Here is a 13,453-nt window from a genome sequence, read left to right as displayed (position 1 = left end):
ATGGCATCGCGGCCTTCACATCGCGAGGAGCACCTCGCGCTGGTCGACGAATTGCGTTCCAAGCTCGCCGCGGCGGCCCTCGGGGGTTCAGAGCGCGCCCGCGAGCGTCACGTCAGCCGCGGCAAGCTGTTGCCGCGCGACCGCGTCGACGGCCTGCTGGACCCGGGCAGCCCGTTCCTCGAACTGTCGCCGCTTGCCGCCGACGGCATGTACGACGACGAGTGTCCCGGTGCGGGCATGATCACCGGGATCGGTCGCGTGTCGGGGCGCGAATGTGTGATCGTCGCCAACGACGCGACCGTCAAGGGCGGCACCTACTATCCGATCACGGTCAAGAAGCACCTGCGGGCCCAGGAAGTCGCGGGCCAGAACCGGCTGCCGTGCATCTATCTCGTCGACTCCGGCGGCGCGTTCCTGCCGCGACAGGACGAGGTGTTCCCCGATCGCGATCATTTCGGCCGCATCTTCTACAACCAAGCCAACCTGAGCGCCCAGGGGATTGCACAGATCGCCGCGGTGCTCGGATCCTGCACCGCCGGTGGCGCATACGTGCCCGCGATGAGCGACGAAGCCGTGATCGTGCGCAACCAGGGCACGATCTTCCTCGGCGGCCCACCGTTGGTGAAGGCGGCGACGGGCGAGGTGGTCACCGCCGAGGAACTGGGCGGGGGCGACCTGCATTCGAAAACCTCCGGCGTGACAGACCATTTGGCGCACGACGACCGCGACGCCCTGCGCATCGTGCGGCGCATCGTCGCCACGCTCGGCCCCCGTGAGCCGCTGCCCTGGGATGTTCGGCCGACCGTGGACCCGGTGGCCGATCAACACGAACTCTACGACGTGGTGCCGGTGGACTCGCGCGTTCCCTACGACGTACACGAGGTCGTCACCCGCATCGTCGACGGTGGTGAATTCGCCGAGTTCAAGGCCGAATACGGCAGCACCCTGGTCACCGGATTCGCCCGAATCCACGGACATCCGGTCGGCATCATCGCCAACAACGGCGTGCTGTTCGGCGAATCAGCGCTCAAGGGAGCCCATTTCATCGAGCTGTGCGATAAGCGCAACACCCCTCTGGTGTTCCTGCAGAACATCTCCGGGTTCATGGTCGGCCGCGACTACGAGGCAGGCGGTATCGCCAAACACGGCGCGAAGATGGTCACCGCGGTGGCCTGCGCGCGGGTGCCGAAGCTGACCGTGGTCATCGGCGGCTCGTACGGGGCGGGCAACTACTCGATGTGCGGGCGCGCGTATTCGCCGCGGTTCCTGTGGATGTGGCCCAACGCCCGCATCTCGGTGATGGGCGGCGAGCAGGCCGCATCGGTGCTGGCGACCGTGCGCGGCGAGATGACCGCCGAGGAGGAGGAGAACTTCAAGGCGCCGATACGCGCGCAGTACGAGCACCAGGGCAATCCGTACTATTCGACGGCCCGGCTGTGGGATGACGGGGTGATCGACCCCGCCGACACCAGAACGGTTCTCGGACTGGCACTCTCGGCGGTCGGTCAGGCACCGCTCGAGTCCATCTCCTACGGCGTGTTCCGGATGTGAGGACATGAACTTCGATACCGTCCTTGTCGCCAACCGAGGCGAGATCGCCGTCCGGGTCATCCGCACCCTGCGCGCCATGGGCATCCGATCGGTCGCGGTGTTCAGCGACGCCGATGCGGGTGCCCGCCATGTCGCGGAAGCCGACGTCGCAGTCCGCATCGGACCGCCGCCGGCCAGACAGAGCTACCTCGACATCGACGCCGTGGTCTCGGCGGCGCAGCGCACCGGCGCCCAGGCCGTGCATCCGGGTTACGGATTCCTCTCGGAGAACGCGCAATTCGCCGCTGCACTCCAGGACGCGGGAATAGTGTTCATCGGCCCGCCGGTCGGCGCCATCCAGACCATGGGCGACAAGATCGCGGCCAAGGCGGCGGTGTCGGCGTTCGGGGTTCCGGTGGTACCCGGAGTTTCGCGTCCCGGCCTGTCCGACGATGACCTCGTCGCCGGCGCCGCCGAGGTCGGTTTCCCCGTGCTGGTGAAACCCTCGGCCGGGGGTGGCGGCAAGGGTATGCGCGTCGTGCACGAGCCGGCCGAGTTGGCGGGCGCCCTGGCCAGCGCGCGCCGGGAGGCGGCCGCCGCGTTCGGCGACGACACACTGTTTCTCGAGCGGTTCGTGCTGAACCCGCGCCACATCGAGGTGCAGGTCCTCGCCGACGGCTACGGCAACGTCGTCCATCTCGGTGAACGCGAATGCTCCCTGCAGCGCCGGCATCAGAAGGTCATCGAGGAGGCGCCGTCGCCACTGCTGGACGCGGCGACGCGGGCGCGAATCGGTGCGGCGGCGTGCGACACCGCGCGCAGCGTCGACTACACCGGTGCGGGCACCGTCGAGTTCATCGTGTCCGCCGACCGGCCCGACGAGTTCTTCTTCATGGAGATGAACACCCGACTGCAGGTCGAGCATCCGGTCACCGAGATGGTCACCGGGATCGACCTCGTCGAGCAACAGGTGCGGATCGCCGCAGGGGAGAAGCTGGCGATCGCGCAGGACGACATCTCGATGACCGGCCACGCGATCGAGGCGCGGGTTTACGCCGAAGATCCCGGACACGGGTTCCTGCCCACCGGCGGCACCGTGCTGGGCCTCGCCGAGCCAGAAGGCCCCGGCATCCGGGTCGACTCGGGGCTGGCCCCGGGTTCGGTGATCGGCAGCGACTACGACCCGATGCTGTCGAAGGTCATCGCGCATGCCGACGACCGGCCGGCGGCCCTGCGGGCCCTGGACCGGGCGCTGGCGCACACCGCGGTTCTAGGGGTCACCACCAACGTCGAGTTCCTGCGGTTTCTGCTCGCCGATCCCGACGTCGCGGCGGGCCGCCTCGACACCGGCCTGCTGGATCGTCGCAGCCCGGACTTTCACCCGGCGAGTGCCGAGGACGCCGACCTGGTCGCCGCCGCGGCGTATCGGTGGCTGCGCTCGTGGCCGCAACCCGCCGGTGACCTGTGGGCGGTCCCCTCGGGCTGGCGGATGGGCCGCCATGCGCCGACGACGTATCGGCTGCAGTCCGGTGAGCGTGTCGACCACGTCCACCTCACCGGCACACCGTCGGCGGGTGGTGCGGCGATCGAGGATGGCCCATCGCGGTCGCTGGCGGTGTCACTGGCAGGCGACCGGCTGGCGGTCACCTTCGACGGGATCGTCACGGACTACGTAGTGGTCGCCGACGACCACCGGATCTGGCTGGCGGGTGGGGGCCGCACGCTTGCTGTCGACGAGGTGCGCGAAGCGCCGGTGCGACCCGACGACGCGCACAGCGGCGACGCCGAGCTGACCAGCCCGATGCCGGGTTCCGTAGTGGCCGTGGGGGTGGCCGACGGCGATCGGGTGACGACGGGCACCGTGGTGGTGACGGTCGAGGCCATGAAGATGGAACACGCGCTGAGCGCGCCCGTCGACGGTGTGGTGGAACTCCTTGTCGCCGAAGGCGATCAGGTCAAGGTGGGGCAACCGCTGGCGAAGGTCATCGCGGACCCCATCGTCGAGAAGGAAGAAGCATGACTGATTTTCTAGCCACCGGGACACTTCCCGATCATTACGAACAGCTGGCCAAGACGGTCCGCGACTTTGCCCAGAGCGTGGTGGCGCCCGTCTCCGCCAAACACGACGAGGAACATTCGTTCCCGTACGAGGTCGTCGCGGGCATGGCCGACATGGGACTGTTCGGCCTGCCGTTCCCCGAGGAGTACGGCGGCATGGGCGGCGACTACTTCGCGCTGTGCCTGGCGCTGGAGGAACTCGGCAAGGTCGACCAGAGTGTGGCGATCACGCTCGAGGCGGGGGTATCGCTGGGCGCGATGCCGGTGTACCGGTTCGGCAGCGAGAAGCAGAGGCAGGAGTGGCTGCCGCTGTTGGCGAGCGGTAAGGCGCTCGGTGCGTTCGGCCTCACCGAGGCCGGCGGCGGCAGCGATGCCGGCGCCACCAAGACCACCGCCCGTCTCGACGACGGCCACTGGGTCATCAACGGTTCCAAGCAGTTCATCACCAACTCGGGCACCGACATCACGAAGCTGGTCACCGTCACCGCCGTCACGGGCGAGAAACCCGATGGCAGGAAGGAGATCTCGTCGATTCTGGTTCCGGTGCCCATCGACGGGTTCACCGCCGAACCGGCGTACAGCAAGGTGGGTTGGAACGCCAGCGACACCCACCCGTTGAGCTTCGACGACGTGCGCGTGCCGGAGGAGAACCTTCTCGGTGAGCGCGGCCGGGGCTATGCCAACTTCCTTCGCATCCTCGACGAGGGCCGCATCGCGATCGCCGCGCTGTCGGTCGGTGCCGCCCAGGGGTGTGTCGACGAATCGGTCAAGTACGCCAAGGAACGCGAGGCCTTCGGCGCCGCGATCGGCAGCTATCAGGCGATCGCCTTCAAGATCGCGCGCATGGAGGCGCGGGCACACGTCGCCCGCACGGCCTACTACGACGCCGCCGCGCTGATGCTGGCCGGCAAGCCGTTCAAGAAGGCGGCGTCCATCGCCAAGATGGTGGCCAGTGAGGCCGCGATGGACAACGCCCGCGACGCCACCCAGATCTTCGGCGGTTACGGCTTCATGAACGAATACTCCGTCGCCCGGCACTACCGCGACAGCAAAATTCTCGAAATCGGTGAAGGCACAACGGAAGTGCAGTTGATGCTGATCGGGCGGGAGCTGGGCCTGTGAGCGGAGAACAGGGTGAGAAGAGGATCAGCGGGCGGGGCGGCGGGAAAATTATCGTCCAGCGCGGGCTGTGGTACGAGGAGTTCGAGACCGGCGTGCTGTACCAGCACCGGCCGGGACGCACCATCACCGAGGCCGACAACGTCTTGTTCACCACGTTGACGATGAACACTCAGGCACTGCACCTGGACGCCGCGTTCTCGGATGCCCTGCCGCCGTTCAACCAGCGGCTCGTCAACTCGATGTTCACGCTGTCCACGCTGGTGGGTCTGTCGGTCACCCAGCTGACGCAGGGCACCATCGTCGGAAACTTGGGCTTCGGCGAAATCGCCTTCCCGAAGCCGCTTTTCCACGGCGACACGCTGTACGCGGAGTCCGAGGTGCTCGAGAAGCGCGAGTCCAAGAGCCGCCCCGGTGAAGGCATCGTGACGTTCTCGCACGTCGGCCGCAACCAGCACGGCGACATCGTGGCCACCGCGTCGCGAAAGACCATGGTGCGCAAGCGACCGGAGGGTGACGCGTAGTGGCGCTCGCGACGGGACCCGCCTGGCTGTTCTGTCCGGCCGACCGCCCGGAGCGGTTCGAGAAGGCCGCAGCTGCAGCCGATGTCGTGATCCTCGACCTCGAGGACGGCGTCGCCGCCAAGGATCGCGAAGCCGCGCGCGCGGCACTGATCGAGACGCGCCTGGACCCGGACCGGACCGTGGTGCGTGTCAACCCCGCCGGCACGGCCGACCATCCGCTCGACCTCGAGGCGCTCGCGAAGACCGAGTACACCACCGTCATGCTCGCCAAGACCGAGGACCCGCAGCAGGTGCGCGATCTGGCACCGCGCAACGTCGTGGTGCTGATCGAGACACCGCTCGGAGCGCTGGCCGTCACGGAGCTGGCGCGCATAGACAACACGGTCGCGCTGATGTGGGGGGCCGAGGACCTGTTCGCGGTCACCGGCGGCACCGCGAACCGGTATCCCGACGGCAGCTACCGCGAGGTGGCGCGCCACGTGCGATCGCAGACGCTGCTGTCGGCCAAGGCCTACGGTCGGCTCGCGCTGGATTCGGTGTACCTCGATATCCGAGACCTCGACGGTCTGCGCGGTGAGGTCGACGATGCGGTCGCGGTGGGCTTCGACGTGAAGGTCGCGATCCATCCGTCCCAGGTCGCGGTGATCCGCGAGGGCTACACACCGACGGCCGAGCGGGTGCAGTGGGCGCGACACGTGCTGGCGGCTGCCCGTGATGCCCGGGGCGTTTTCCAGTTCGAGGGCATAATGGTGGATGCCCCAGTACTGCGGCGAGCAGAGCGCATCGTCGCGCTAGCGCCCCACCCCGGCGACTAGCCGACAGCCTCCCACCGGAGGACCTGTTCTCCCCGCCTCTGTGCTGAGCACCTCAGTCGCCTGACGGCGCGATCCGCCGCCAGTGACCCTAGGAGGCGGTATGGCAGGGTTGGCTTCGGCACACCTCGAGTCGCTCGACGTCGAGATGGAGCCCATACAACTGGTCGCCCCGGACGGGACGTCGACCACCTCGGACAGGGCCACCCGATACCGCAGAGACCTTCCGCCCGAGACCCTCGCCTGGCTCTACGAGTCGATGGTCGTCACGCGCGACCTCGACGTCGAATTCGTCAACCTGCAGCGTCAAGGTGAGCTGGCGCTGTTCGCGTCCTGTCGCGGCCAGGAGGCCGCGCAGATCGGCGCCGCGGCGTGTCTGCGCAAGACCGACTGGCTGTTCCCGCAGTACCGCGAGATCGGTGCGTTTCTGGTGCGCGGCATCGCCCCGGCGCAGATCGCCGCCGTGTGGCGAGGCAAATGGCACGGCGGACTGGGCTTCACCGACAAGTGCGTCGCCCCGATCGCGATCCCGATCGGCACCCACGGTCTGCACGCGGTCGGCGCGGCGATGGCGGCCGAACGCTTGGGCGAGGACTCGGTGACGCTGGCGTTCGTCGGCGACGGGGCCACCAGCACGGGTGACGTCCACGAGGCGCTGAACTTCGCCGCGGTGTACCGGGCGCCGTGCGTGTTCTTCGTCCAGAACAACCAGTGGGCGATCTCGGTGCCGGTTCACCAGCAGATGGCGGGGCCGTCCATTGCCCATCGCGCAATCGGCTACGGAATGTCGGGGGTCCGCGTCGACGGCAACGACGTGCTCGCGTGCTACGCCGTCACCGCCGAGGCCGCGCAGCGGGCCCGCGAAGGTGGCGGTCCGACGCTCATCGAGGCCGTCACCTATCGGATGGGCCCGCACACGACCTCCGACGACCCGAACCGGTACCGCAGCCCCGAAGAGGTGCAGCAGTGGGCGGCCCGCGACCCGATCGCGCGCTTCCGAACGTATCTGCAGTCGACCGGGGTGTGGACCGAACGGCTCGAGGAGCGGGTCAGGGCCAGATCGAAACGACTGCGCGCCGAACTCCGCGACGCGGTCGTCGGGGCCGAGGACTTCGACGTCACCGCGGTGTTCGACGCGGTGTACCACGACATCACGCCGGACCTCGCCGCCCAACGCGAGCAACTCGCCGCCGAACTCGCGAAGGAGGCGTGACATGACGCAGATCATCGAGCGTCCGTCGATGTTCGGCGAGGACGAACCTCCCGAGCCGCTGATGACCGCGATGCCGGCCGTACCGACGCTGACCATGGCGCAGGCCATCAACCGCGCACTGCACGACGAGATGGCCTCCGACGACCGGGTGCTGGTTTTCGGCGAGGACGTCGCGACCCTCGGCGGTGTCTTCCGGGTCACCGAGGGCCTGGCCGAAACCTTCGGCGCCCAGCGGTGTTTCGACACGCCGCTGGCCGAATCGGCGATCGTCGGGATCGCGATCGGCATGGCCCTTCGCGGCCTGATCCCCGTGCCCGAGATCCAGTTCGACGGGTTCGCCGCCCCGGCCTTCGACCAGATCGTCAGCCACTTGGCGAAATACCGGACGCGCACACGCGGCGACATCGACATGCCGGTCACGATCCGCATCCCCTCGTTCGGTGGAATCGGCGCGGTCGAACACCATTCCGAGTCGACCGAGACCCACTGGCTACACACCGCGGGCCTGAAGGTCGTCGTGCCCTCGACACCATCGGATGCGTATTGGCTGCTGCGGCAGTCGATCACCAGCCGCGACCCGGTCATCTACCTCGAGCCCAAACGCCGGTACTGGGCACGCGAACCCGTCGATACCTCGACCCCCGGTCTTCCTCTGGGTCGGGCGGCGATTCGACGCCCCGGCGCCGACGTCACCGTGCTCACCTACGGTCCGCTGGTAGCCACGGCGCTGAGCGCGGCGGACATCGCCGCCGAGCACCACGGCTGGAGCCTCGAGGTGATCGACCTGCGTACGCTCAATCCACTGGACTTCGAGGCGGTTTCGGAGTCGGTGCGGCGCACCGGCCGGGTCGTCGTGATGCACGAGGGACCCCGCACGCTGGGCTTCGGCGCCGAACTGGCGGCACGCATCGCAGAGGAGCTGTTCTACGACCTGGAGGCCCCGGTGCTGCGGGCGACCGGGTTCGACACCCCCTATCCGCCTGCGCGTCTCGAGAAGTTGTGGCTGCCAGGGGTGGACCGTCTGCTCGACTGCGTCGAACGAACGTTGGAGCAGCCATGACCGTGATGGACTTCTTGGTGCCCGACCTCGGCGAGGGACTCGAGGACGCGACGATCACCGCGTGGAGCGTCGCGGTCGGCGACGAGGTCGAACTCAACCAGACGCTGTGCACCGTCGAGACCAACAAGGCCGAGGTCGAGATCCCCAGCCCGTACGCGGGCCGCGTGGTCGAACTCGGCGGCGGCGAAGGCGAGACGCTGGCGGTCGGCGCGATGCTGGTGCGCATCGCGACCGAGGCCGAACCGCCCGCAGAGAAGCGCAAACCCGTACTCGTCGGCTACGGCGCCGACGCGGCGATGGACCACAGCAGGCGAGCGACGGCGCCGCCGCACCGCGTCCGCGCCAAGCCGCCGGTGCGCAAGCTGGCCGCGGAGCTGAACGTGGATCTGGCCGCGCTGACGGGCTCCGGCCCCGACGGTGTCATCACCCGCGAAGACGTGCTCGCCGCGGCGGGCCGGTCCGCGCCCAGCCCCGACATGGTGACGGTGAGCGGTGTGCAGGCCGAGATGGCTCGGCGGATGACCATGTCGCGCAGGCAGATTCCCGATGCGCACACCGCGGTGCAGGTGGACGGGACCAACCTGCTGCGGCTGCGCGATGGGCTGCGCGACCGTGCCGACGAGGACGCGCCGATCACGCCGTTTGTGCTCACGCTGCGACTGCTGACCATCGCACTGCGACACCACCCCAACCTGAACGCCACGTGGGTCGACACCACCGACGGTGCTCAGATCCACCTGCATTCGGCCGTACACCTCGGGTTCGGTATCGCCGCGCCGCGCGGCCTGTTGGTGCCCGTCGTCAGCGATGCGCACCTCAAGACCACCCGCCAACTCGCGGCCGAGGTGGCCCGGCTCATCCGCAACGCACGCGCGGGCACGCTGAAACCGACCGAGCTGCAGGGCTCGACGTTCACGGTGTCGAACTTCGGCGCGCTCGGCCTCGACGACGGAGTGCCCGTCATCAACTACCCCGAAGCCGCCATCCTCGGCGTCGGCTCGCTCAAACCGCGTGCCGTCGTGGTCGACGACGCCGTCGTCGCGCGCCCGACGATGAACCTCACCTGCGCGTTCGACCATCGCATCGCCGACGGTGCGCAGGTGGCGGCGTTCCTGTGCGAACTGCGCGATCTGATCGAAGCACCGGAGACAGCGCTACTCGATCTGTAGCGGGCATGATCTCTGCCATGGCGCAAGACGATGAGTGTCCGTGCGGCAGCGGGAACGCGTATTCCGCATGCTGCGAAGCGCTGCACGACGGTGCGCGCGTCGCGGCGACGGCCGAGGAGCTGATGCGTTCGCGCTACAGCGCGTTCGCCAAAGGTGTTGCGGACTACCTCTTTACGACGTGGCACCCGCGGACGCGGCCACCCGACGTCACGCTCGACCGCGAGATGGCGTGGACCGGGCTCGAAATCAGCGATGTGGTCGCGGGCAGCGAAGCCGACCAGCACGGCCAGGTCGAGTTCACGGCCCGCTACATCCACTCGGGCCGGCCAGGGTCGATGCGTGAACGCAGCCGGTTCGAGCGCCGCGCGGGCCGCTGGTTCTACGTCGACCGCGTGTGACTCACTTGCGTTGTGCGGCCGCCAGCCGCTGCTGGAACTCGGGGGACAGGATCGAGGTGGCCTGCGGGCCGAGTTCGGTGTCGACCGCGATGCGGTGCTGCTCGACGTCGACGACGCCGGGGTTGGCCGTCGCCCGCATCGACGCCTTGGTCGCGAGCACCACCTCCCGCGGCGCCCCGGCCGGTCCGTTGGCCAGCTCCTTCGCGGCGGTCACGGCGTCGTCGGCGACCTCGAGCGCCAGGCCGTAGCGGACCGCGGCTTCGGCGTCGAACCGCATGCCGAACAGCAGCGACGCGCGGGCGGCCTGCGGACCGACCGCTCGCTGCAGCATCCAGGTCGCGCCGCCGCCGGGATGGATTCCCAACTTCTGAAAGCGCGGGTCGAACAGGGCGGCCGGCCCGGCGATCCGCACGTCGGCCGCAAGGGCCAGGTTCAGCCCGGCGCCGACGGCGGCGCCGTTCACCGCTGCGATGGTGGGCAGCGCGCAGTTGGCGACGGCGAGGAAGCCGTCGTAGATCTTGCGCAGCCCGTCCTCGGTCGCCGAACCGAGCGCGCTGAGGTCCGCGCCCGCGCAGAACGCCTTGCCCGCGCCGGTGACGATGACCGCGTGCACATCCGAGTTGGCCTCGGCCGCGTCCACGGCTTCGCGCAGCGCAGCGGACATCTCGAACGTGACCGCGTTGCGGCGCTCCGGGTCGTTGACGGTGAGGACGGCGACGCGGTCCTCGATGTGGATCAGTACCGGATCAGTCACCGGCTCAGCCTAGTGACCCGCGTGCGCCGTCAGTTGGCGACGGTGAGCGTGACGTTGTGCAGCGCCACCGCGACATCGCTGGGCAGGATGTCGACGAACGTCGGTACGTCGCGGATCGCGCCGCCCGAGGCGATCAGGTTTCCGGGGTAGCTGGGGCTGCAGGGGAAGTTGTGGCACCGATACCAAGAGCCGGGTGCGCTCTGGTAGGGAAACATACTGGGCGCCTGGTCGACCCGGTAGCGGCCGGGTTCGATGGAGGCCGTGGTCCAGCCCGGTCTCGGGTTCGTGGTGACGTTGAAGACGCCGTTGCTGCCGTAACTGGGCGGCGGCGCGGCATGCACGGGCAGGGCGAGCGCAATGGGCATTACGCCGGCCATCGCGCCTGCCGACACGGCGGCGGCGATCCCGCGCCTCGAGTTCACGTCGCCGAGTCTATCGATCCGTTGCGTCGGCGAAGGAGGTATCGGTGCAGGCTGCGATCCGGAAAACTCGTCAGGCCGCTGCGTCTGCCCCCGGGTCCGCGGACTCGGCCGCGTCGTCGGTGTCGGCCCCCACGGGATCCGCCTTGGTCGGCGTCTGCGTCTCGAGCTGTGGACCGTTCACCGTCACGACGGAATCAACTTGCCGCTGATCGTCTTTCGGGTCGGTGTCGCCGTCCTCGCCGACCTTGCCCGGTTCGGCCTTCACGCTGTCGCGCACGATGTTGCGCAGCGGCCCACGCTTGAGTACGGGGTCCGGAGCCGTCTGCTGTGTCTTCACGGGCTCGGTCCGTTGTTCGGTGACGGTCGGCTCGGACTGGACCGACGTCTCCTGCTGCACCGGGGGCCGCGGTGACGTCACCGCCGACAGGCCCTGCACGATCGCGCCGGGGACCTTGGCCGCCGTGGCCAACAACTCGTCAGGCGGAGGAGCCAGCCGGGCCGGGCGGTAGGCGCTGGGGTCCCTGGGGATCGGGTTGCCGTCGTAATACGCCGAGTCGACGGCCAGCTTCAGGAGCGGTCCGGTGAGGTCGGCGATCTGGTCTCCGAAGACGTCACGGGTCAGCCGGGTCAGGGGCAGTTCGTCGGCCGTGTACGTGACGTAGGTGGTGTTGTCCCTGGTGGTGACGTAAGCCGTGACGCGGTCTCCAGGGAAACTGCACCGGGCGTCGGGACAGTCCTTCACCGCGCCGCTCGCCATGATCGCGCAGGTGTTGGCAGTGCAGGCGACGGTCGGTTTGCCCGCCTCGTTGACCGGCAGCACGCGTTCGGACTGGTTCAGCCGGGTGTAGAGGTAGGCGACCAGGGAGTTGACCGCGGCCACCGGGTTCAGCACGTCGGCGGGGGCGTTGGAGTTGTAGTCGTACTCGTAGCCGGTGTTGACGACCTGGGCGGCGGGGACGTCGCTCGGGGTGGGGATCGGGTTGACCCCGATCAGCGCGAACCACGGGTACCTGGTGCCAAAGCCGCCATCGGGGCGCGCGACGTCGTTGTCCAGGATGAAGACGGTGTCGCCGAGATCCGACCGCTTTCGCAGAAGCAGCAAACTGGCATTCGCCGCGCCCCAGCCGGACGCGAGCACCGCGTTCTGTTCGCCACGGTGGTCGTACAGGGCCTGTTCGATGCCGGCGGGACCGGTGCGGAAGTCGACGTAAACGATGTCGTCGCCGCCGTGGTAGTTCGTGTAGGTCGGGGTGTTGAACTTCCCGTGGAAGAAGTCCGCCACACCCGCACCCGTCGGATTCGTCGAGCTGCCGACGACGATGAGCGCGGTCAGATCCACGAGGGAGGCCGATATCGACGCCGGTTGGGTGGCGGCGAGGCCGACGACGCTGGTCGCGACGCCGACGGCCGCCGCGCCTGTCGCGAGCCGCGTCCATCTTTTGCTTGAGCCGACCATCCTGCGCCCTCCCGCCCCGTGCGCAGCAAACACTTGCGCCCTGGGGGCAGATAGTACGCGAAGGGTTACAGCTTGGCGATCAGAGCGGCGGCGCGGACGTCGTCGTCGACGGTCAACGCGATCTGCACGCTGTCGCCGCGCCGCGCCCAGCGAATGGTGACGTCCTCGCCGTAGCGAATCGGCCTGCGGTATTCGACCACCGCTCGGTACGGGGCGCGGCAGACGTCGGGGACGTGCGCCATCACCTCGTGGATGGCATGCCAGTAAGCGGTGTTGGTGACGTGCTCGAAGATGTCGATGTCGGTGCGACGCAGCGGGAACGGCACCACCTCGTCGGCGTCGTCAAGGTTGGTCAGCCAGGGCCGCCACTTCAGCCGGAGCTCGTCGGTGGTGGTGGCGAACCGGGCGATCAGGGTGTCCGAGGCGCGCTGGGGCGTAAGGGTCTTGCTGTTGATGGCGATCCAGAAGCCCTCGGTCTCGATGCGGCCGCCGTCGCTGCCGACCAGGTCGACGCGCATCGTGCACCACCGGGTGGACAGCGCAGAGCACCAGCGGCTGAACGAGATCTCGTTGGGGAACTCGATCGGCTCGATCACATCGATGACCGTGCGTTGGACGAGCCAATGGGGGTGGTCGTCGGCCTCGCCTGCGTCGACGAGGTTCTCCGCCCCGACCTCCTGGATGTAGCGCGCAACGCCGTCGAGGCGCAGGTGCAGGTCGCCGTCGATGTCGCCCGTGGCCACCCGCCACGCTGTGCGATAGACGTATCCCGTATCCGGCAGCGGGCTCAGCCGGTGCTCGAGGTCGTTGGTCGGCATCGGGTCAAGTATGTCCGGACCGAAATCCGGCGATGAGCGCCCCCGGCAGGGATCGAACCTGCGACCAGCCGCTTAGAAGGCGGCTGCTCTATCCGCTGAGCTACGGGGGCAACGCCACGA

At 68.7% G+C, this 13,453-nt stretch carries 13 protein-coding genes and 1 tRNA gene; 9 read left to right on the top strand and 5 right to left on the bottom strand.

Translation table 11 applies throughout. From position 1 onward, the window contains the following. The 9 genes from A5759_RS20885 to A5759_RS20845 all read left to right on the top strand — a co-directional run bounded on the left by A5759_RS20885 (window position 1) and on the right by A5759_RS20845 (window position 9,883). Window positions 1-1,551: a carboxyl transferase domain-containing protein gene (locus A5759_RS20885; protein ID WP_066840727.1), complete on the top strand. Its 1,551-nt coding sequence runs from the start codon at window positions 1-3 to the stop codon at window positions 1,549-1,551. 4 nt (window positions 1,552-1,555) lie between these two features. Next, window positions 1,556-3,550: an acetyl/propionyl/methylcrotonyl-CoA carboxylase subunit alpha gene (locus tag A5759_RS20880; protein WP_068200932.1), complete on the top strand. Its 1,995-nt coding sequence runs from the start codon at window positions 1,556-1,558 to the stop codon at window positions 3,548-3,550. Beyond that, the gene (locus A5759_RS20875) at window positions 3,547-4,710 is read left to right on the top strand and encodes an acyl-CoA dehydrogenase family protein (RefSeq protein ID WP_068200930.1); all 1,164 of its coding nucleotides are present in this window, start codon (window positions 3,547-3,549) and stop codon (window positions 4,708-4,710) included. Before A5759_RS20880 ends, A5759_RS20875 begins: the two co-directional genes overlap by 4 nt. Beyond that, window positions 4,707-5,231, top strand: coding sequence for a MaoC family dehydratase (locus tag A5759_RS20870; protein WP_369816246.1), 525 nt, complete (start codon window positions 4,707-4,709; stop codon window positions 5,229-5,231). The genes A5759_RS20875 and A5759_RS20870 overlap by 4 nt, the downstream gene beginning before the upstream one ends. After that, a complete protein-coding gene (locus A5759_RS20865) occupies window positions 5,231-6,046 on the top strand; it encodes a CoA ester lyase (RefSeq protein ID WP_068200928.1) in 816 nt (271 codons plus the stop codon). The genes A5759_RS20870 and A5759_RS20865 overlap by 1 nt, the downstream gene beginning before the upstream one ends. Window positions 6,047-6,146: 100 nt before the next feature. Beyond that, window positions 6,147-7,256, top strand: coding sequence for a pyruvate dehydrogenase (acetyl-transferring) E1 component subunit alpha (gene pdhA / locus A5759_RS20860; protein ID WP_068200924.1), 1,110 nt, complete (start codon window positions 6,147-6,149; stop codon window positions 7,254-7,256). Between the two features lie 28 nt (window positions 7,257-7,284). Further along, complete coding sequence (locus A5759_RS20855; protein WP_369816253.1) at window positions 7,285-8,316, top strand: alpha-ketoacid dehydrogenase subunit beta; 1,032 nt, start codon at window positions 7,285-7,287, stop codon at window positions 8,314-8,316. Then, a complete protein-coding gene (locus A5759_RS20850) occupies window positions 8,313-9,485 on the top strand; it encodes a dihydrolipoamide acetyltransferase family protein (protein ID WP_068200919.1) in 1,173 nt (390 codons plus the stop codon). Before A5759_RS20855 ends, A5759_RS20850 begins: the two co-directional genes overlap by 4 nt. A gap of 17 nt (window positions 9,486-9,502) precedes the next feature. Continuing rightward, window positions 9,503-9,883, top strand: coding sequence for a YchJ family protein (locus A5759_RS20845; RefSeq protein ID WP_068201249.1), 381 nt, complete (start codon window positions 9,503-9,505; stop codon window positions 9,881-9,883). Between the two features lies 1 nt (window position 9,884). On the opposite strand, the gene A5759_RS20840 is transcribed toward A5759_RS20845, so the two are convergent. The 5 genes from A5759_RS20840 to A5759_RS20820 form a co-directional block, all read right to left on the bottom strand. Next, window positions 9,885-10,637 carry an enoyl-CoA hydratase gene (locus tag A5759_RS20840; protein ID WP_068200917.1) on the bottom strand — a complete coding sequence of 251 codons (753 nt, stop codon included), beginning with the start codon at window positions 10,635-10,637 and terminating at the stop codon, window positions 9,885-9,887. Between the two features lie 29 nt (window positions 10,638-10,666). After that, a complete protein-coding gene (locus tag A5759_RS20835; RefSeq protein WP_068201247.1) occupies window positions 10,667-11,014 on the bottom strand; it encodes a hypothetical protein in 348 nt (115 codons plus the stop codon). Between the two features lie 115 nt (window positions 11,015-11,129). After that, on the bottom strand, window positions 11,130-12,515 hold the full coding sequence (locus A5759_RS20830; RefSeq protein ID WP_068200915.1) for a PE-PPE domain-containing protein: 1,386 nt from the start codon (window positions 12,513-12,515) through the stop codon (window positions 11,130-11,132). A 65-nt stretch (window positions 12,516-12,580) separates the two neighbouring features. Then, on the bottom strand, window positions 12,581-13,333 hold the full coding sequence (locus tag A5759_RS20825) for an acyl-[acyl-carrier-protein] thioesterase (RefSeq protein WP_066840708.1): 753 nt from the start codon (window positions 13,331-13,333) through the stop codon (window positions 12,581-12,583). A 37-nt stretch (window positions 13,334-13,370) separates the two neighbouring features. After that, window positions 13,371-13,443 (bottom strand) — tRNA-Arg (locus A5759_RS20820). Window positions 13,444-13,453 lie beyond the last annotated feature (10 nt).

The organism is Mycobacterium sp. 852014-52144_SCH5372336 (genome assembly GCF_001665615.1).
GTDB classification, from domain to species: domain Bacteria; phylum Actinomycetota; class Actinomycetes; order Mycobacteriales; family Mycobacteriaceae; genus Mycobacterium; species Mycobacterium neumannii_A.
Note: the sequence above shows the minus strand (reverse complement) of the source record. Positions and strands in the feature narration are given on the sequence as shown.

What these genes read in the sequence shown, in the direction of transcription:
- A5759_RS20885 (WP_066840727.1), top strand. Translation starts at nt 1, where the DNA reads ATGGCATCGCGGCCTTCACATCGCGAGGAGCACCTCGCGCTGGTCGAC.
- A5759_RS20825 (WP_066840708.1), bottom strand. Translation starts at nt 13,333, where the DNA reads ATGCCGACCAACGACCTCGAGCACCGGCTGAGCCCGCTGCCGGATACG.
- A5759_RS20875 (WP_068200930.1), top strand. Translation starts at nt 3,547, where the DNA reads ATGACTGATTTTCTAGCCACCGGGACACTTCCCGATCATTACGAACAG.
- A5759_RS20830 (WP_068200915.1), bottom strand. Translation starts at nt 12,515, where the DNA reads ATGGTCGGCTCAAGCAAAAGATGGACGCGGCTCGCGACAGGCGCGGCG.
- A5759_RS20880 (WP_068200932.1), top strand. Translation starts at nt 1,556, where the DNA reads ATGAACTTCGATACCGTCCTTGTCGCCAACCGAGGCGAGATCGCCGTC.
- A5759_RS20845 (WP_068201249.1), top strand. Translation starts at nt 9,503, where the DNA reads ATGGCGCAAGACGATGAGTGTCCGTGCGGCAGCGGGAACGCGTATTCC.
- A5759_RS20850 (WP_068200919.1), top strand. Translation starts at nt 8,313, where the DNA reads ATGACCGTGATGGACTTCTTGGTGCCCGACCTCGGCGAGGGACTCGAG.
- A5759_RS20835 (WP_068201247.1), bottom strand. Translation starts at nt 11,014, where the DNA reads ATGGCCGGCGTAATGCCCATTGCGCTCGCCCTGCCCGTGCATGCCGCG.
- A5759_RS20855 (WP_369816253.1), top strand. Translation starts at nt 7,285, where the DNA reads ATGTTCGGCGAGGACGAACCTCCCGAGCCGCTGATGACCGCGATGCCG.
- pdhA (WP_068200924.1), top strand. Translation starts at nt 6,147, where the DNA reads ATGGCAGGGTTGGCTTCGGCACACCTCGAGTCGCTCGACGTCGAGATG.